The 17,704-nt window shown below is 63.9% G+C and carries 18 protein-coding genes; 12 read left to right on the forward strand and 6 right to left on the reverse strand.

The window, feature by feature from the left end; all coding sequences use genetic code 11:
• Positions 1 to 21 precede the first annotated feature (21 nt).
• From N551_RS0126795 to N551_RS0126820, 6 genes are all read right to left on the reverse strand, one after another.
• Positions 22 to 702 (reverse strand): site-2 protease family protein, encoded by a 681-nt coding sequence (locus N551_RS0126795; RefSeq protein ID WP_027569531.1) that lies wholly within the window; start codon positions 700 to 702, stop codon positions 22 to 24.
• Positions 703 to 850: 148 nt separating this feature from the next.
• A complete protein-coding gene (locus tag N551_RS0126800; RefSeq protein WP_027569532.1) occupies positions 851 to 1,243 on the reverse strand; it encodes a GFA family protein in 393 nt (130 codons plus the stop codon).
• A gap of 7 nt (positions 1,244 to 1,250) precedes the next feature.
• Complete coding sequence (locus tag N551_RS0126805) at positions 1,251 to 1,997, reverse strand: SDR family NAD(P)-dependent oxidoreductase (RefSeq protein ID WP_027569533.1); 747 nt, start codon at positions 1,995 to 1,997, stop codon at positions 1,251 to 1,253.
• Positions 1,998 to 2,024: 27 nt separating this feature from the next.
• Complete coding sequence (locus N551_RS0126810) at positions 2,025 to 2,756, reverse strand: SDR family oxidoreductase (protein ID WP_027569534.1); 732 nt, start codon at positions 2,754 to 2,756, stop codon at positions 2,025 to 2,027.
• A 132-nt stretch (positions 2,757 to 2,888) separates the two neighbouring features.
• Positions 2,889 to 4,718: an IlvD/Edd family dehydratase gene (locus tag N551_RS0126815; protein ID WP_027569535.1), complete on the reverse strand. Its 1,830-nt coding sequence runs from the start codon at positions 4,716 to 4,718 to the stop codon at positions 2,889 to 2,891.
• 122 nt (positions 4,719 to 4,840) lie between these two features.
• Positions 4,841 to 5,941 carry a LacI family DNA-binding transcriptional regulator gene (locus tag N551_RS0126820; protein ID WP_027569536.1) on the reverse strand — a complete coding sequence of 367 codons (1,101 nt, stop codon included), beginning with the start codon at positions 5,939 to 5,941 and terminating at the stop codon, positions 4,841 to 4,843.
• 202 nt (positions 5,942 to 6,143) lie between these two features.
• On the opposite strand from N551_RS0126820, the gene N551_RS0126825 reads away from it, so the two are divergent.
• From N551_RS0126825 to N551_RS0126880, 12 genes are all read left to right on the forward strand, one after another.
• Entirely contained in the window at positions 6,144 to 7,205 is a 1,062-nt protein-coding gene (locus N551_RS0126825; RefSeq protein ID WP_007592328.1) for an ABC transporter ATP-binding protein, read from the forward strand.
• Positions 7,206 to 7,284: 79 nt separating this feature from the next.
• Positions 7,285 to 8,598 carry an ABC transporter substrate-binding protein gene (locus tag N551_RS0126830; protein WP_027517383.1) on the forward strand — a complete coding sequence of 438 codons (1,314 nt, stop codon included), beginning with the start codon at positions 7,285 to 7,287 and terminating at the stop codon, positions 8,596 to 8,598.
• A 66-nt stretch (positions 8,599 to 8,664) separates the two neighbouring features.
• A complete protein-coding gene (locus N551_RS0126835) occupies positions 8,665 to 9,612 on the forward strand; it encodes a carbohydrate ABC transporter permease (RefSeq protein WP_027569537.1) in 948 nt (315 codons plus the stop codon).
• Between the two features lie 2 nt (positions 9,613 to 9,614).
• Entirely contained in the window at positions 9,615 to 10,490 is an 876-nt protein-coding gene (locus tag N551_RS0126840) for a carbohydrate ABC transporter permease (RefSeq protein WP_027569538.1), read from the forward strand.
• A 76-nt stretch (positions 10,491 to 10,566) separates the two neighbouring features.
• Positions 10,567 to 11,553, forward strand: coding sequence for a D-erythronate dehydrogenase (gene denD / locus N551_RS0126845; protein WP_027569539.1), 987 nt, complete (start codon positions 10,567 to 10,569; stop codon positions 11,551 to 11,553).
• A gap of 23 nt (positions 11,554 to 11,576) precedes the next feature.
• Entirely contained in the window at positions 11,577 to 12,557 is a 981-nt protein-coding gene (locus N551_RS0126850; RefSeq protein WP_027569540.1) for a sugar kinase, read from the forward strand.
• A gap of 13 nt (positions 12,558 to 12,570) precedes the next feature.
• Positions 12,571 to 13,221: a bifunctional 4-hydroxy-2-oxoglutarate aldolase/2-dehydro-3-deoxy-phosphogluconate aldolase gene (gene eda / locus N551_RS0126855; RefSeq protein WP_027569541.1), complete on the forward strand. Its 651-nt coding sequence runs from the start codon at positions 12,571 to 12,573 to the stop codon at positions 13,219 to 13,221.
• A gap of 59 nt (positions 13,222 to 13,280) precedes the next feature.
• Positions 13,281 to 14,450, forward strand: a complete 1,170-nt coding sequence (locus N551_RS0126860) for an acetyl-CoA acetyltransferase (protein WP_027569542.1) — start codon at positions 13,281 to 13,283, stop codon at positions 14,448 to 14,450.
• 128 nt (positions 14,451 to 14,578) lie between these two features.
• Positions 14,579 to 14,785 (forward strand): hypothetical protein, encoded by a 207-nt coding sequence (locus tag N551_RS0126865; RefSeq protein WP_027517389.1) that lies wholly within the window; start codon positions 14,579 to 14,581, stop codon positions 14,783 to 14,785.
• 121 nt (positions 14,786 to 14,906) lie between these two features.
• Complete coding sequence (locus tag N551_RS0126870) at positions 14,907 to 16,130, forward strand: CaiB/BaiF CoA-transferase family protein (RefSeq protein WP_027569543.1); 1,224 nt, start codon at positions 14,907 to 14,909, stop codon at positions 16,128 to 16,130.
• On the forward strand, positions 16,127 to 17,263 hold the full coding sequence (locus N551_RS0126875) for a thiolase family protein (protein WP_027569544.1): 1,137 nt from the start codon (positions 16,127 to 16,129) through the stop codon (positions 17,261 to 17,263). The genes N551_RS0126870 and N551_RS0126875 overlap by 4 nt, the downstream gene beginning before the upstream one ends.
• Entirely contained in the window at positions 17,260 to 17,619 is a 360-nt protein-coding gene (locus N551_RS0126880) for a Zn-ribbon domain-containing OB-fold protein (protein ID WP_027569545.1), read from the forward strand. The genes N551_RS0126875 and N551_RS0126880 overlap by 4 nt, the downstream gene beginning before the upstream one ends.
• The last annotated feature ends 85 nt before the right edge of the window (positions 17,620 to 17,704 follow it).

Raw genomic sequence — 17,704 nt, forward strand, 5'->3', positions numbered from 1 at the left:
TTCGGGTGTGTTGCTGTTCAACTAAGCATTGCCGGTCAGAATGAGAACAGCCTGAATCACATAACCGGTCAACGTTCGCAGTATTGCTGAAATAACATCAAGATTTAGACCGAACTGGGAGCCTGCCAGCGGTAGCAGGATCAGCAAGCCGATCAGGATCAGCATCCCGAAAGGCTCGAGCCGCGCCAGCGGCAGGGCAAGCGGCTGGGGCAGCAGCCCCACCGCGACGCGCCCGCCGTCGAGCGGCGGGATCGGCATCATGTTGAACACTGCCAGCACCGCGTTGATCAGCAGTGCGTTCTTGAGATTGTCGAAGATCCATTGCGCCGAGTTGGCCGGAGCCCAGGGCAGGGCGTGCAGGGCAAGAGCTGCGGCCAACGCCAGCAGGATGTTGGTGGCGGGCCCGGCCAGTGCCACCCACACCATGCCGAGCCTGGGGTTGTTGAGTTTGCGAAAATTCACCGGCACAGGCTTGGCGTAGCCGAACAGGAACGGCGAATGCGCGAACAGCAGCATCGCCGGCAATATCAGCGTGCCGAACGGGTCGATGTGGCGGAGCGGGTTGAAGCTGACACGGCCAAGCTGCCATGCGGTGTCGTCACCGAGACGATATGCGACGAAGGCGTGCGCAGCCTCGTGGAAGGTGATGGCGAGCAGCAGCGGCAGCACCCACACCGACAGGTCATACAAAGAAATGTTCACGGCCCGTCCGTCCCGGTTGCCTGCGGTCATGCAGCCGACCCAGCCAACCGGCGGTGCAGCAACGCTTCACCTCAACATAGGGTGGCCGGTTCCGAAATGCCACGCCGCAAATGATCGGCGCCCCGAACCTGCCGTGCAGTCGTGCAATTCATGCAGGAATGGTCCCCGGATATTGCGTCAGCCCGTCGTCGAGCTTCAGCCAGGCGAGCTTCTCGGAGACCCAGATGTGCTCGGTCGGCGCGAAGGCGTTGCGATCGTCGAACGTCGTCAGTGCGACGCCCGCCAGCGTGCCGTTGCGCCGCCAGGAGAACAGCCGCGTGCCGCAGCGTTTGCAGAACACGCGGTCGATGTTCTCGGACGACGCATAGCGGGCGGTGTCGCCCTCGACGGTCAGTGCGCGCTGGTCGAACTGCGCGCGGACGAAGTAGGGCGAGCCCATTGCCTTTTGGCATATGCGGCAATGGCAGATGCGAACGTTGAGCGGCTCGCCTTCCGCCTTGAATCGCACCGCGCCGCACAGGCATCCGCCTTCTCTGACCATGACGCCCTCAGTAAGTTGCGCGCCCGCCGGAGATGTCGAACACGGCGCCGGTCGAAAACCCGCAGTCCTCGGATGCGAGCCAGCTCACCATCGCGGCCAACTCCTCCACCAGCACGAAGCGGCCTTTCGGAATCTTCGACAGCATGAAGTCGATATGCTGCTGCGTCATCTGGTCGAAGATCGCGGTCTTCGCAGCCGCGGGCGTCACCGCATTGACGAGGATGTCATGTGCCGCCAGTTCCTTGCCGAGCGACTTCGTCAGCGCGATCAGGCCGGCCTTGGACGCCGAATAGTGCGAGGCGTTCGGATTACCTTCCTTGCCGGCGATCGAGGCGATGTTGATGATGCGCCCGTATTTTTGCTTGAGCATCGCGGGCACGATTGCCTTGCAGACGATGAAGGGGCCGTCGAGGTTGATGCGCAGAACTTTCCGCCATTCCTCGAGATCGGTCTCCCAGACCGGCTTGTTGACCCCGGCAATGCCGGCGTTGTTGACGAGGATGTCGATCTTGCCGAAGGCGGCCAGCGTGGCGTCGCGGGCCTGCTCGACGGCCGCGGCATCGGTGACGTCGACCTTGAAAACGCGGGCATTGTCGCCGATTTCCTTTGCCGTCTTCTCGGCGAGGGCTGCATCAAAATCCCAGATCGCGACTTTGGCGCCGGAGGCGACGAAGCGCTGAACGATGGCGCGGCCGAAGCCCTGCGCGCCGCCGGTGACGATCGCGACACGGTCGTTGAGATCGATCTTGTTCATGCTGGATGCCTTCTGGATGCCTTGGCGTCAGAGCATGTAGCCGCCGTCGACGACGAGGTCGACGCCGGTGGTGAAGGCGCTCTCGTCACTGCCGAGATAGACCGCCATGGACGCGATCTCGTCGGCGGTGCCGAGCCGGCCCATCTTCTGGCGGGAGACGAACATCTCCTTGCCCTGCGGCCCTTGCGCCGCGGCGCGGTCGAGCATCGAAGGCGTCTCGACGGTGCCAGGGCAGATGCTGTTGCAGCGGATGCCCTTGGTGATGAAGTCGAGCGCGACCGCGCGCGTCAGCAGCGACACCGCGGCCTTCGAGGAGCTGTAGACGTAGCGGTTGGCCGGCGGCCGCAGCGCCGCGCAGGAGGAGATGTTGACGATACTGCCGCCGCCGCCCGCGAGCATGTCCGGCAGGAAGGCCCTGATGGTCCGGTGCATCGACTTGACGTTGAGGTCGAACGAGAAATCAAAATCCTCTTCCGAACACTCCAGGATGGTGCCGTGATGCACGAAGCCCGCTGCGTTGAGCAGGATGTCGACCTTGCCGACGCGCTTGGCGAAGGCGTTGACGTCGGCGGTGTTGCGAACGTCGAGCTTCGCGGTCTCGGCGATACCTTCCTTGGCCAGGCTCGCGATGCCGCTCTCGTTGATGTCGGTGGCGATGACGGTCGCGCCTTCACGCGCGAATGCGACGGCGCATGCGCGTCCGATGCCTGCCGCTGCAGCCGTGATGACGGCGCGCTTTCCCTTGAGGCGGTCTGCCATTTTTTCTTCTCCCTTGCCTGAAAGTTCTATCGGATCGTCATTGCGAGAAGCACTTGCGACGAAGCAATCCAGACTGTCTCCGCGGAGATAGCTCTGGATTGCTTCGCTGCGCTCGCAATGACGGTGTGGCTATCAGTGATTATCCCGCGCCACGCCAAATGTGCCGGCGACGTTCTGGTAGCGCGTGGCGAGTTCCATGCAGGCACCGGTCGACTGCTGTCCAACGGTGTTGCGATAAAGCTCCTGCCACGGCGTCTGGTTCGGCGGATGCTTGAAGCCGCCATTGGCCTTGAGCTCGGCATGGCGCTTCTTCACCTCGTCGTCGGAGATGAGAATGTTGGCGCTGCCCTTGTTCAGATCGACGCGCACCTTGTCGCCGTTTCTGAGGATCGCGAGCCCGCCATTGGCGGCGGCTTCCGGCGAAGCATTGAGGATCGAAGGCGAGCCCGAGGTGCCCGACTGGCGGCCGTCGCCAATGCAGGGCAGGGACATGATGCCGCGTTTGATCAGCGCCGCAGGCGGCTGCATGTTCACGACCTCGGCGCCGCCGGGATAGCCGATCGGGCCGGTGCCGCGGATGAACAGCACGCAGCGCTCGTCGATCTCGAGCGAGGGATCGTCGATCCGCTCGTGATAGTCCTCAGGCCCCTCGAACACGACGGCGCGGCCCTCGAAGGCATTGAGATCGGTCGGATTGCTAAGGTAGCGATCGCGGAATTCCTTGGAGATCACGCTGGTCTTCATGATCGCGGAATCGAACAGATTGCCCTTCAGCACCAGGAAGCCGGCGTCCTTCACCAGCGGCTTGTCGTAAGCCCAGATCACGTCGTTGTCCGGCTTTGGCGCATTGGCGCAGTTCTCGCCGATGCCGCGGCCGTTCACGGTGACCGCGTTCTCGTGGATCCGCTTGTGCTTCATCAATTCGCGCACCACCGCCGGCACGCCGCCGGCGCGGTGGAATTCCTCGCCGAGATAGAAGCCGGCCGGCTGCATGTTGACCAGCAGCGGCACGTCGTGGCCGACCTTCTGCCAGTCGTCGATGGAGAGCTCCACGCCGATGTGGCGCGCCAGCGCGTTGATGTGGATCGGCGCGTTGGTCGAGCCGCCGATTGCCGAGTTGATCACGATGCAGTTCTCGAACGCCTCGCGGGTGAGGATGTCCGAGGGCTTTAGATCCTCCCAGACCATCTCGACGGCGCGCTTTCCCGTCTCATAGGCGATCTGGCCGCGCTCGCGATAGGGAGCGGGAATCGCCGCACAGCCCGGCAGCGAAAAGCCGAGCGCTTCAGCAAGTCCGTTCATGGTGGAGGCGGTGCCCATGGTGTTGCAATGGCCGACCGAGGGCGCCGAGGACGCTACGATCTCCATGAATTCTTCATAGTCGATCTCGCCGGCGGCGAGCCGCTCGCGCGATTTCCAGACGATGGTGCCGGAGCCGGTGCGCTCGCCATTGTGCCACCCGTTGAGCATCGGCCCGCCCGACAGCACGATCGCGGGCAGGTTGACGGTCGCCGCCGCCATCATGCAGGCCGGCGTGGTCTTGTCGCAGCCGGTGGTCAGCACCACGCCGTCGAGGGGATAGCCATAGAGGATCTCGACCAGGCCGAGATAAGCGAGGTTGCGGTCGAGCGCCGCGGTCGGGCGCTTGCCGGTCTCCTGGATCGGATGGGTCGGGAATTCCATCGCGATGCCGCCGGCCTCGCGGATGCCTTCGCGGACGCGATGGGCAAGCTCGATGTGGTGGCGGTTGCAGGGGGAGAGGTCGTTGCCGGTCTGTGCGATGCCGATGATCGGCTTGCCGGACTGGAGCTCGGCGCGGGTGAGACCGTAGTTCAAATAGCGCTCCAGATAGAGCGCGGTCATGCCCGGATTATGCGGATTGTTGAACCATTCCTGCGAGCGGAGGTGGCGGCGAGCGCCGTTGCCGGCGGGGGCATGCCCATTGGTTGTTTTTTTTGTCATTGGTTTCTCCTGCAATGCAAACGCACCGGCGTCCGTTCTATGGTATCGGCTTGTGCGATGCCCAACGGCGCGAGCGACGATTTGCCTGCCCGCTGGCGGGTCGTTCTCTCACAAATCCGATACTAGTCATGGCCGCTTGGTAACGCTACCATTTTGTTCGCAGCGCCCGTGCCTGAAGCGGCTGGCCGGTTGTCCGACCGCCGGGCCAACGAGCTTTGCCGCTCGATCACCTTGAAGCCGAGATCGAGCACCGGATGCTCCGGGCGCCGTCCGTCGATAGCGTCGATCAGCATGCTGGCGGCCGTGTTGCCCATCTCGTAGCGGTTGGTGCGCACGCTCGTGAGAGTCGGGACCGCGGAGGCCATGAATTCGAGATCGTTGAAGCCGACGATCGCTATCTGTTCGGGGATGGCGATCTCGCGGCGCCTGCATTCGAACAGCACACCCAGAGCGAGGTCGTCATTGGCGCAGAACACCGCGTCCATGCCGGGCTCCCGCGCCAGGAGATCGGTGAACAGGGCGCCTCCGAGCGTTACCGAGGTCGGAGTCGCCGTCGTGACGACGAGGCGTTGCTCGAACAGTCCGGCGTCCTTCATGGCCGAGACATATCCGTCGAGCCGCCGCTGCACCCGCGGATCCATCCGCGCGCCGACGAAGCCGATCTTGCGGTGACCTTGCGCGAACAGATGCGCAACCGCCGCACGGGCTGCGTCATAGTGCGAAAAGCCGATCATCATGTCGACCGGATTGGGTCCGATCTCCATGATTTGCACGATCGGGCAGTCGGCGGCATCGAGCATCGCGCGCGATTCCGTGGTCTGGTCGATGCCGGTGACGATCAGCCCGGCCGGCTTCTGCGCAAGAAACAGGCGCAGCAGCTTCTCCTCCTGGAGAATACTGTAGCGTGTGTTGGACAGCTGGATCGAGTAACGGCTGTTTTCGGAGGCGTCGTAGATGCCGCGCAACACGTCGGAGAACACATTATTGGTTAGTGACGGAATCAAGACACCGATCACCTCGGTGCGCTGCGAGGCCAACGCGCGTGCCGCCAGGTTCGGCACATAGCCGAGCTCTCTGGCCGCGCTCTCGACCCGGGTCCGCTTGGCGACCGACAGCGCCTCGGGATTGCGGAAGAAGCGGGACGCCGTGATCGGGCTTACGCCGGCAAGCTCGGCGACTTCCGCCAGCCGGATTTTGCCTGACTTGGTGCGGTTTCGACCCATTTGCTGCTCTTAACACACTCACTGTCGCAAACAAAGGAACGTTGACAGCGCTACCAGCACAGACTAACCAAAGACAAATTGCCAAAACCGCACAAACTGCCGACAATGGCGCCCGCTAAGGTTGGGCTTCGTTCGGTGAAGTCTGAAAAAACAAGACGGTCGCGGCGCGAGATGCGTCGTGGACTTTCGAGGAGGGAGCTAGATGTCGTCTGTGCAAATCCGCGACGTGCGGAAATCGTTCGGCAATTTTGAAGTCCTGCACGGCGTTTCGATTCCGATCGAGGACGGCCAGTTCGTCGTCCTGGTTGGTCCCTCCGGCTGCGGCAAGTCGACGCTTCTGCGCATGCTCGCCGGTCTCGAGAACATCACCTCAGGCACGATCTCGATCGGCGACCGGGTCGTCAACAATGTCCAGCCCAAGGAGCGGGACATTGCGATGGTGTTCCAGAACTACGCGCTCTATCCGCATATGACGGTCGGCGAGAACATGGGCTTCTCGATGAAGCTGCGGGGCGAGAGCACCGAAGAGATCAACAAACGCGTCAAGCGCGCCGCCGAGATCCTTGCGCTGTCGCCGCTGCTCGAACGCTATCCCCGCCAGCTCTCCGGCGGGCAGCGCCAGCGCGTCGCCATGGGCCGCGCCATCGTGCGCGATCCGCAGGTGTTCCTGTTCGACGAGCCCTTGTCGAACCTCGACGCCAAGCTGCGCGTCGCGATGCGCACCGAGATCAAGGAGCTGCACCAGCGGCTGAAGACCACGACGGTCTACGTCACCCACGATCAGATCGAGGCCATGACCATGGCCGACAAGATCGTCGTTATGCACGATGGCATCGTCGAGCAGATGGGTACGCCGCTCGAGCTCTACGACAAGCCCGAGAACCAGTTCGTCGCCGGCTTTATCGGCTCGCCGTCCATGAACTTCCTGAAAGGTCATGTGCGCGTTAACGGCGTTGCGACCTTCGAGGGGCCGAATGGCGTCAAGCTGCCGCTCAGGAACGCGCCGGCGGCATCCGACGGGCGTCCTGTCGTTTACGGCGTGCGTCCCGAGCATTTCACCATCGCTGACGACGGTGCCGATGCCGAGATCGTGGTGGTCGAACCGACCGGCTCGGAAACGCAGGTGTTTGCGAAGCTCGGCGGTGAGCAGGTCGTCGCGGTCTTCCGCGAACGTCACCAGTTCAATCCGGGTGACAAGGTCAAGCTGAAGCCCGATCCCTCCGTGATTCATCTGTTCGACGAGGCGACGGGTAAACGCGTGTAGCGACGCCAAAGAACTGCCCAAGCAGAACTGCCCAATACAAGACGACCCAAATACAAATATAAAATTTAGGGAGAGAACGATGAGCGATTTCGACAGGCGAAGTGTGCTTAAAGTCGGTCTGGGCGGCGCGGCGCTGCTGGCCGGCCCGGGTATCGTCCCGGTGCGCGCGGCGGAGTGGACCAACACGCCCGAGCCGAACGCCTCTATCCGCGTGCTGCGCTGGAAGCAGTTCATTCAGGCCGAGTTCGACAAATTTGCCGAGCAGACCAAGGCGTTCTCCGAGAAGACCGGCGTCAAGATCAAGCTCGAGGCCGAGAGCTGGGAGGACATCCGTCCCAAAGCCGCGGTCGCCGCCAATGTCGGCGCCGGTCCTGACCTGATCATCGGAACGCTCGATGATCCCCACAAATTTCCGGAAAAGCTGATCGACATGACTGACGTCGCCGACTATCTCGGCGCGCAGTATGGTGGCTGGTACCCGGTTGCCGAGCGCTACGGCAAAAAGGGCAACAGCTGGATCGCCATTCCGCAGGGCGCGACCGGCGGCTGCCTGAACTACCGCGTCAGCCACGTGAAGGCCGCCGGCTTCGATGAATTCCCCAAGGACACCGCCGGCTTCCTCAAGCTCTGCCAGGCGCTGAAGAAGAACAACACGCCGGCCGGCTTCGCGCTCGGCCACGCCACGGGCGACGCCAACGGCTGGTGCCAGTGGGCGCTGTGGGCCTTCGGCGGCAAGGTCGTCAACGACAAGAACGAGGTCGTGATCGATTCGCCGGAGACGATCGCCGCGCTCGAATACGTCAAGCAGCTGTACGAGACCTTCATCCCCGGCGTGCTGTCGTGGAATGACTCGAACAACAACAAGGCGTTTCTCAACGGCGAGCTCAGCCTGACGCTGAACGGCATCTCGATCTGGACCGTCGGAAAGAACTCGACCGATCCGAAGCAGCAGGAAATCGCCAAGGACATGAACCACGCGCCGATGCCGATCGGGCCGGTCGGCGTGTCGACCGAGCAGCAGAACGTGCTCGTCTATTACGGTTACAAGCACTCGAAGTATCCGAAGGCCGTCAAGGAATACATCAAGTTCATGATGGACAAGGCGAACTACGACGCCTGGGAGGTCTCCTCCAACGGCTACGTGTCGCCGCCGCTGCCGGCCTACAACGACAATCCGGTGTGGACCTCCGATCCGAAGATCACGCCGTATCGCGACTGTCTGAAGCGCTGCCGCGACAACGGCTATGCCGGCGATCTCGGCTATGCCTCCGCCGCCGTCATGGGCGACTTCGTCGTCGTCGACATGTTCGCGGAGGCCGCGTCAGGCTCCGTGACGCCGAAGGCGGCAGCCGCACGCGCAGCCGAGCGCGCCAAGCGCTACTACCAGGTCTGATCAGCTCCAATCTACGCGGCGTCCGGTTCGCCGGACGCCGCGACTTTTCGTCGAGGGGAATCCGACATGGCAGTTATGGCCGAGCCCGTTGCCGCGCAGGTCAAGCGCAGCAGCTTGTGGACCAGAGCATTCGAGAGCCGGAATTTCCTCGGCGCGATGTTCATGGTGCCGGCGATCGCCATTCTCATCCTGTTTCTGGCTTACCCGCTGGCGCTGGGCTTCTGGCTCGGCATGACCGACACCAAGATCGGTGGCGCCGGGCGCTACATCGGCTTCCAGAATTTCGTCTCGCTGGCGAAGGATTCGGTGTTCTGGCTTTCGGTGTTCAACACCATCTTCTACACGGTCGCCGCCAGCGCGGTGAAATTCGCCATCGGCCTCTATTTGGCGCTGCTGCTCAACGAACGGCTGCCGATGAAGTCGATGGTCCGCGCCATCGTCCTGTTGCCCTTCGTCGTGCCGACGGTGCTCTCTGCGATCGCGTTCTGGTGGATCTATGACAGCCAGTTCTCGATCATCTCCTGGGTGTTGATCAAGGCCGGCCTGATAACACGCTATATCGACTTCCTCGGCGATCCCTGGAATGCGCGCTGGTCGGTCGTCGCCGCCAATATCTGGCGCGGCGTGCCCTTCGTGGCGATCACGCTGCTGGCGGGATTACAGACCATCTCGCCCTCGCTCTACGAGGCCGCCAATCTCGACGGCGCCACCAATCTGCAGCGCTTCCGCCACATCACGCTGCCGATGCTGTCGCCGATCATCGCGGTCGTGATGACGTTCTCGGTGCTGATGACTTTCACCGACTTCCAGCTCATCTACACCATCACGCGGGGCGGGCCGATCAACTCCACCCATCTGATGGCGACGCTGTCGTTTCAGCGCGCCATCACCGGCGGCAATCTGGGCGAGGGCGCGGCGATCTCGAACGCGATGATTCCGTTCCTGGTTGCGGCGATCCTGCTCAGCTTCTTTGGGCTTCAGCGTTCCCGCTGGCAGCAGGGCGGGAGGGACTGACCATGACCACGGCAGACGACCAAAGCGTCGGAATGGACTACCTCGAGAGCTTCCCGCGGAAGTTTTTTCGGGTCTACCTTCCGCTCGGCCTGATCATCTTCTTCCTGCTGTTCCCGTTCTACTGGATGGCGGTCGCGACGTTCAAGCCGGACGCGGAAATGTACGACTACGAAAAGTACAATCCGTTCTGGATCGTGCATCCGACGCTGGAGCACATCAAGAAGCTGTTCTTCGACACCGACTATCCGCTCTGGATGTGGAACACCGTGATCGTCTCGGTGTCCTCGACCTTCATTTCGCTGTTCGCCAGCGTCTGCGCCGCCTATGCGATCGAACGCCTTCGCTACAGGGGCTCGCGCTATGTCGGCCTTGCGATCTTCCTCGGCTATCTCGTGCCGCCCTCGATCCTGTTCATTCCGCTGGCGGCGATTGTATTTCAGCTCGGCCTGTTCGACGGCAATCTGGCGCTGATCCTGACCTATCCGACCTTCCTGATCCCGTTCTGCACCTGGCTGCTGATGGGCTATTTCCGCACCATCCCCTATGAGCTGGAGGAGTGTGCGCTGATCGACGGGGCGACGAGGTTGCAGATTCTGATGAAGATCACGCTGCCGCTTTCGCTGCCGGGCGTGATCTCGGCGGGCATCTTCGCCTTCACGCTATCCTGGAACGAGTTCATCTACGCGCTGACCTTCATCTCCTCGTCCGAGAACAAGACGATCCCCGTCGGCGCGATCACCGAGCTCGTCAATGGCGACGTCTACCATTGGGGTGCGCTGATGGCGGCGGCTCTGACCGGCTCGGTTCCCGTAGTTATCCTTTATTCCTTCTTCGTGGAGTATTATGTGTCGGCGATGACCGGCGCCGTGAAGGAATGATCGCGGGGCCTGCCTCGAGAGCGTGCCAGGACGAATCGCCAAGGGCGCGTTCCGGCCAATAAAAAGGAGTAGGCTCTTGCACATCCTGGTTCTCGGCGCCGCCGGCATGGTCGGCCGCAAATTGTGCGAACGGTTGTTGCGCGACGGCCGGCTTGGCAAGAGCGACATCACCAAGCTGACCATGCATGACGTGGTCGAGCCGAAGACGCCGGAAAAGGCCGGTTTTGCCGTCGAGACCGTGTCGAGCGATTTTGCCGTCCCGGGTGCGGCCGAAAAGCTGATCGCCGGCCGTCCGGACGTGATCTTTCATCTCGCCGCGATCGTCTCGGGCGAAGCCGAGCTCGACTTCGACAAGGGCTACCGCATCAATCTCGACGGCACGCGGATGCTGCTCGATGCCGTCAGGGTCGCAGGGGGCGGCTACAAGCCGCGCGTGGTCTTCACGTCCTCGATTGCGGTGTTCGGCGCGCCGTTCCCCGATGCGATCGGCGACGAGTTCTTCCACACGCCGCTTCTGAGCTACGGTACGCAGAAGGCGATCGGCGAATTGCTGCTGGCCGACTATTCCCGCCGCGGCTTCCTCGATGGCATCGGCATCCGCCTGCCGACCATCTGCATTCGGCCCGGCCTGCCCAACAAGGCGGCATCGGGCTTCTTCTCCAACATCCTGCGGGAGCCGCTGGCCGGCAAGGAAGCGGTCCTTCCGGTGTCCGAGGACGTCCGCCATTGGCATGCCACGCCGCGCTCCGCCGTCGGCTTCCTGCTGCATGCGGGCACCATGGACCTCGCCGCGGTGGGGCCGCGCCGCAATTTGACCATGCCGGGCCTGTCGGCGACGGTTGGCGAGCAGATCGCTGCGCTGAAACGCGTCGCCGGCGACAAGGTCGCCGCCCGCATCAAGCGGGAGCCCGATCCCTTCATCGTCGGCATCGTCGGCGGCTGGCCGCGCAACTTCAATGCAAAGCGGTCGCTCGAGCTCGGCTTCACCAGCGCCGAAAAGATTTTCGACGACATCATCCGCATTCACATCGAAGACGAGCTCAGCGGCAATTTCGTCGCCTGATCTCTGACTGAGCGGGTAAAGTGATGGCGAGCGTTGCTTGCATCGGCGAATGCATGGTCGAGCTCCGGCAGGCCCAAGGTGGACAATCCGCCGGACATTCCAGCGGGCAGGGCGGGGGCCTCTACTCGCGTGGATTCGGCGGCGACACTCTCAACACGGCCGTGTACCTCGCGCGGCTCGAGGTCAAGGTCGACTATCTCACCGCGCTTGGCGACGATGCCCTGAGCGATGAGATGATCGCAGCCTGGACTGCGGAGGGCGTCGGCACGAGGCGCGTCGCGCGGCTGCCCGGCAAGCTGCCCGGCCTCTACATGATCCAGCTGGACGCGAAGGGCGAGCGCCAGTTCTTCCACTGGCGCGACAGTGCGGCGGCGCGCCAGCTGATGAATCTGCCGGAGACGGACGATCTCCTCAACTCCCTGATGAGCTACGACATCGTCTATCTCTCTGCGATCACGCTCTCGATCTACGACGCGGCCGGGCGCGAGCGCCTCTTCGCGGCGATCAAGCGCGCGCGCCTGCTCGGCACCCGCTTCGTGTTCGACACCAATTTCCGCGCGCGGGGATGGCCGGATCGCGACGTCGCGCGTGAGGTGTTTTCAGCCGCCTTCGCGGCTGCCGACATCGTGCTGACCTCGACCGAGGATCTGCTCGCTCTCTATCCCGGCGAAAGCCACGAGCAGTTGATGGCGCGCATCCCGACCCCCGAGTTGGTGTTCCGGCTCGCCGAGCCGGTCAGCCTGCTGCGCTTTCCCGGGGGCCCCTACGAGGTCCGCGCCGAGCCCATGACCAAACCCGTGGTCGACACCACCGCGGCCGGCGACAGCTTTGCGGCGGCCTATATCGCGGCGCGGCTCGCCGGTTCCAACCCGGTCGAGGCCGCCCAGGCCGGGCACCGCCTCGCCAGCCTCGTGATCTGCTATTCCGGCGCCATCATTCCGGGTTATGCCATGCCGCCGAAGAAACGGCACCGGCCGGCGACGACGCGTCAAGCGACCAAGTGAAACGAAAGCCAAGATGACCACGACTGCCCAGCAGAACCACCTCGCCGCGCTGTTCAAGGCCGCGACCGTCATTCCCGTCCTCACCATCGAGCGTATCCAGGATGCTGTGCCGCTGGCGCGTGCGCTGGTGGCCGGCGGCGTCCGTACGCTGGAGGTGACCATGCGTACCCCTGTTGCGATCGAGGCTGCGAGGGCGATGATGGCCGAGGTGCCCGAGGCGGTGATCGGCATCGGCACGATTCTCAATCCGGCCGACTTCACCCGTGTCGAGAAGCTCGGCGTCGCCTTCGGCATCAGCCCGGGCTTGACCCCGGACCTGTTGAAGGCCGCCACCCATAGCTCCTTGCCGTTTGCGCCGGGTATCGCCACGGCGTCCGAACTGATGATGGCGCTATCCTACGGCTTCGACATTGCAAAATTTTTCCCGGCCGAGCAGGCCGGCGGCATCAAGGGGCTGCGTTCGCTGGGTGGGCCGTTCCCGAACGTGCGGTTCTGCCCGACCGGGGGGGTCGGCGAGGCCAATGCGGCGACCTGGCTCGCGGAGCCCAATGTGGTCGCGGTCGGCGGTTCCTGGCTGTGCCCGACGGCGGAGATCAGGGCCGGGAACTGGGCCGGCATAACTGCCATCTGCCAGCGCACCCTCCAGGCCCTTAAACCCGCGTGAAGTCTTGCCATCCCTGGGCTAAGACTTAGGTCAGCAAGAGACCGCCAGGGAGAAAGACCATGACCGCCAGCATCGTCGGATGGGCGCATACGCCGTTCGGCAAGTTCGACACCGAGACCGTGGAAAGCCTCGTGGTGAAGGTCGCCAATGAGGCGCTGGCGGATGCCGGCATTTCGGCTGGCGATGTCGACGAGATCGTGCTCGGCCATTTCAACGCCGGCTTCTCGCCCCAGGATTTTACCGCCTCGCTGGTGCTCCAGGCCGACCCGAAGCTGCGCTTCAAGCCGGCGACCCGGGTCGAGAACGCCTGCGCCACCGGCTCCGCCGCCGTCCATCAGGGCGTGCGCGCGATCGCGGCCGGCGCGGCCAGGATTGTCCTCGTCGTCGGGGTCGAACAGATGACGCGCACGCCGGGGCCGGAGATCGGCAAGAACCTGCTTAAGGCGTCCTATCTGCCTGAGGACGGCGACACCGTCGGCGGCTTCGCCGGCGTGTTCGGCAAGATCGCCAGCTCCTATTTCCAGAAATACGGCGACCAGTCCGATGCACTGGCGCTGATCGCGGCCAAGAACCACAAGAACGGCGTCGCCAATCCCTTCGCCCAGATGCGCAAGGACTTTGGCTTCGAGTTCTGCCGCGCCGAGAGCGAGAAGAACCCCTACGTTGCCGGCCCCCTGAAGCGCACCGACTGCTCGCTGGTCTCAGACGGTGCCGCTGCCCTGGTGCTGGCCGACGCGGAAACCGCCAAGGGCATGAGCAAGTCGATCGGCTTCCGCGCCACCGCGCACGCCCAGGATTTCCTGCCAATGTCCAAGCGCGACATCCTCCAGTTCGAGGGCTGCACGGTCGCCTGGCAGCGCGCGCTGGAGAAGGCGGGCGTTACACTTTCCGATCTCTCCTTCGTCGAGACCCATGACTGCTTCACCGTCGCCGAACTGATCGAGTACGAAGCGATGGGCCTGACGCCGAGGGGGCAGGGCGCCCGTGCCATCAAGGAAGGCTGGACGCTCAAGGACGGCAAGCTGCCGGTCAATCCGTCCGGCGGCCTGAAGGCCAAGGGCCATCCGATCGGCGCCACCGGCGTCTCCATGCACGTGATGACCGCGATGCAGCTCGCCGGGCAAGCGCCGGAGGGCATGCAGCTCAAGAATGCAAAGCTCGGCGGCATCTTCAACATGGGCGGTGCGGCGGTCGCCAACTACGTCTCCGTGCTGGAGCCGTTGAAGTAAGCCCCGATCTCGTAGGGTGCGCAAAGGCGCGCAAACGCCGTGCCCACCATCTTGTTTGCGCTAGATCATGGTGGGCACGCTTCGCTTTGCCCACCCTACGGCACTGATTGATTCGCGGGACATGCATCATGAGCAATGACTACGAAGATTCGCTGTCGATGGACGCACTCAACGATCGCATCGCGATTCTCGAGGACAATATCCGCCAGCTCATCGAGCAGGCCGCGGCCGCCTCGGGTGAGCAGAACGAGTCGCGGATCGCGGACCGCATCAACCAGCAGAATGAGGAGCTCGACCGTCTCCTCAAGATTCGCGAATCCCGTCAGAAGAAATAGCGGCCCTTCGCCGCCGGCGCATGCGACCATACGCCGGCCGCCCTTGCGCACGCGACGCCGCTGCCGTTAGCTGGACCGAAATCGCAGGGCTCATCTGAGCCCGCGCAATCGGGAGCGAACGATGGGACCGCTGAAGGGCATCAAGGTCGTCGACATGACCACCGTGCTGATGGGTCCCTATGCGACCCAGATGCTCGGCGACTACGGCGCAGACGTCATCAAGGTGGAATCTCTCGACGGCGACGTCACCCGCCTGATCGGTCCGATGCGGCACGCCGGCATGGGCCCGGTGTTCCTCAACACCAACCGCAGCAAGCGCTCGATCTGCCTCGACCTGAAGAAGCCCGCCGGCCGCGGGGCCGTGCTGCGCTTGCTGAAAGATGCCGACGTTCTCGTCTACAACGTCCGCCCGCAGGCAATGGCGCGGCTTCAACTGGGCTATGACGTTGTTGCCAAGATCAATCCGCGTTTGGTCTATGCCGGCGTGTTCGGCTTCGGCCAGGACGGGCCGTATGCTGCAAAACCCGCCTATGACGATCTGATCCAGGGCGCCACCGCGCTGCCGGCTCTGATGGCGCAGACCGGTGACGGCGTGCCGCGCTATGTGCCGAACGCACTGGTCGATCGCATTGTCGGCCTTACCGCCGTCGGCGCGATCTGCGCCAGCCTCGTGCACCGCGACCGCACCGGACGCGGTCAGCGCGTCGACATCCCGATGTTCGAGACCATGGCCGGCTTCGTCATGGGCGACCACATGGGCGGGCTCACCTACGAGCCCCCGCTGGACAAAGGCGGTTACGCCCGCCATCTCTCGCGCGACCGCCGGCCCTACAAGACGTCGGACGGCTATCTCAGCGTCATCGTCTACAACGACAAGCAGTGGGAAAACTTCTTCAAGGCGACGGGACGCGACGATCTGCGGGCCGACGCGATGTTCGCGACATTCGCCGGCCGCGCCGCCAATATCGACGTGGTCTATGCCGAGCTCGCGCGCATCTTCGAGACGCGTTCCACAACGGAATGGATCGACCTGCTCACCAAGGCCGACGTGCCTGTGATGCCGATGCACGACCTCGCCTCGATGCTGCACGATGAGCATCTGGAGGCGACCGGCTTTTTCCCGGTGGTGAACCATCCAACTGAAGGGCCGATCCGGAGTATGAGGGTGACGGCGACCTGGTCGGAGACCGAAGCCGAACCGGTGCGGCTCGCGCCGCAGCTGAACGAGCACGGCGCGGAAATCCTCCGTGAGGTCGGCTACTCCGCGGACGAGATCGACGCCATGGTCCGCGATGGCGTCACCCGTTCGCCGCCCCGGAATGACGATGCACAGGTGCGCTCATGAGCTTCATCACCGGCGTCGGCCTCACGCCTTTCGGCAAACACGAAGGTTCGTCCTCGCTCGACCTGATGAGCAGGGCCGCGCAGGCCGCGCTCGACGACGCCGGGCTCGAGCGCGCCGACATCGACGGCATCCTCTGTGGCTACTCCACCGTCTCGCCGCACATCATGCTGGCGACCGTCTTTGCCGAGCATTTCGGCATCCGTCCCAGTTACGCCCACGCCGTCCAGGTCGGGGGCGCGACCGGCCTCGCGATGACCATGCTGGCGCATCATCTCGTCGAGGCTGCAGTCGCCCGCAACGTGCTCGTGGTCGCCGGTGAGAACCGTCTCACCGGACAGAGCCGCGATGCCTCGATCCAGGCGTTGGCGCAGGTCGGCCATCCCGACTACGAGGTGCCGCTCGGCCCGACCATTCCCGCCTACTACGGTCTGGTCGCCAACAGATACATGCACGAATACGGCGTGACGGAACAAGACCTCGCCGAATTCGCCGTGCTGATGCGCGCCCACGCCTGCACCCATCCCGGTGCGCAATTCCGCGATTCCATCACTGTTGGCGACGTCATGGCCTCGAAGCCGGTGGCGATGCCGCTGAAGCTGCTCGATTGCTGCCCGGTGTCCGACGGCGGCGCCGCCTTCGTCATCAGCCGCGAGCGGACCGGAGAGGCCGGCGTGCGCATTCGCGGCTGTGCCCAGGCTCATACCCATCAGCACGTCACTGCAGCGCCCGCCCTAAGCGAACTCGGCGCCGAGATCTCCGTCGCCCGCGCCAGGGAGGCCACCGGCCTCGCGATTTCCCACGTGCGCTACGCGGCGATCTACGACAGCTTTACGATCACGCTCGCGATGCTGCTGGAAGACCTTGGCCTTGCTGGCCGGGGCGAGGCAGCCGCACGCGTGCGCGCCGGCCATTTCAGCCGCGACGGCGCGATGCCGCTGAACACCCATGGTGGCCTGCTCAGCTACGGTCATTGCGGCGTCGGTGGCGCCATGGCGCATCTTGTCGAAACGCATCTGCAGATGACGGGGCGAGCGGCGAATCGTCAGGTGCGCGACGCCTCGATCGCGCTGCTGCACGGCGACGGCGGCGTGCTGTCGTCTCACGTCAGCATGTTCCTGGAGCGGGTGCGATGAGCGAGCGTCTAGCCGACTGGACCAAGGGCGAACAGGCCGTCATTTATCAGACCTGCACCGCATGCGGCCATGTGCAGTATTTTCGTCGCGCCTTCTGCGCGGCCTGCGGCGCGTCCGATCCGCGCGAGCAGCGCGCCAGCGGCAAGGGCAGGGTCTACGCGACGTCGCTGGTCTGTCGCGCCGCCACGCCCGAGACGCGCGCGCACGTGCCTTACAACATCCTGCTGGTCGATTGCGCCGAGGGTTTTCGCATGATGGCGCATGGTGAGAATGATCTCGCCATCGGCGATGAGGTCAGCGCGAGCTTCAAACGGTTCGCCGGCAAGCTGGTGCCGTTCTTCGCCAAAGACGGATAGTGAAATTGGATGTAGCCCCGATTGCGCTGCGCTCCATCTGGGCTACTGCAGCAACGCGAGCGGTGGGATCCGTCATTCGGGGGCG

The sequence above is a fragment of the Bradyrhizobium sp. URHA0013 genome, from assembly GCF_000518345.1.
In the GTDB taxonomy this organism is placed as follows: Bacteria; Pseudomonadota; Alphaproteobacteria; order Rhizobiales; family Xanthobacteraceae; genus Bradyrhizobium.